Genomic DNA, 576 nt, shown 5'->3' with positions numbered 1-576 from the left:
GGAATAGGCTTTTCAGGCCAATTCCACCACCCATTTGCATCCATTGGGCTGAATTCCGGCTGAATTGGCTCTGCGGGTATCCTTAATCCGGACTACGCTGCGTGTGGAAAAGGCCACACCGCTTCTTGTCGGCGAGTCGCGCTCAAAGCTACTGCGAGGAAACGCGGATTTTCCGGAAATAGACCATGGCGACACCGCTGATCTCACCATCAATTCTCTCAGCTGACTTTGCGCGGCTGGGTGAAGAAGTGCGCGCGGTTGACGAAGCGGGCGCGGATTGGATCCACATCGATGTGATGGACGGGCATTTTGTGCCTAACCTCACTATCGGACCTGACGTGGTCAAAGCGCTGAGGCCGCATTCCGAGAAGACCTTCGACGTGCATCTGATGATCTCTCCGGTGGATCCGTATCTGGAAGCCTTTGCAGATGCTGGTGCAGATATCATCACTGTCCACCCGGAGGCCGGGCCGCATGTGCACCGCACGCTGCAGGCCATCCGCGCGCTGGGCAAGAAAGCTGGCGCAGTTCTAAACCCCGGCACGCCGGTGGAAGTGCTAGACAACCTGATGGACC

1 protein-coding gene is annotated in these 576 nt (G+C 57.6%); it reads left to right on the top strand.

The features are described 5' to 3' along the window. Positions 1–185: 185 nt before the first annotated feature. On the top strand, positions 186–576 hold a 391-nt coding region (locus tag JJ959_RS21300; protein ID WP_292888497.1), incomplete at its 3' end, for a ribulose-phosphate 3-epimerase.

The sequence above is a fragment of the Nisaea sp. genome (assembly GCF_017640745.1).
Classification (GTDB): domain Bacteria; phylum Pseudomonadota; class Alphaproteobacteria; order Thalassobaculales; family Thalassobaculaceae; genus Nisaea.
This window is presented reverse-complemented; position numbering and strand designations above follow the sequence as displayed.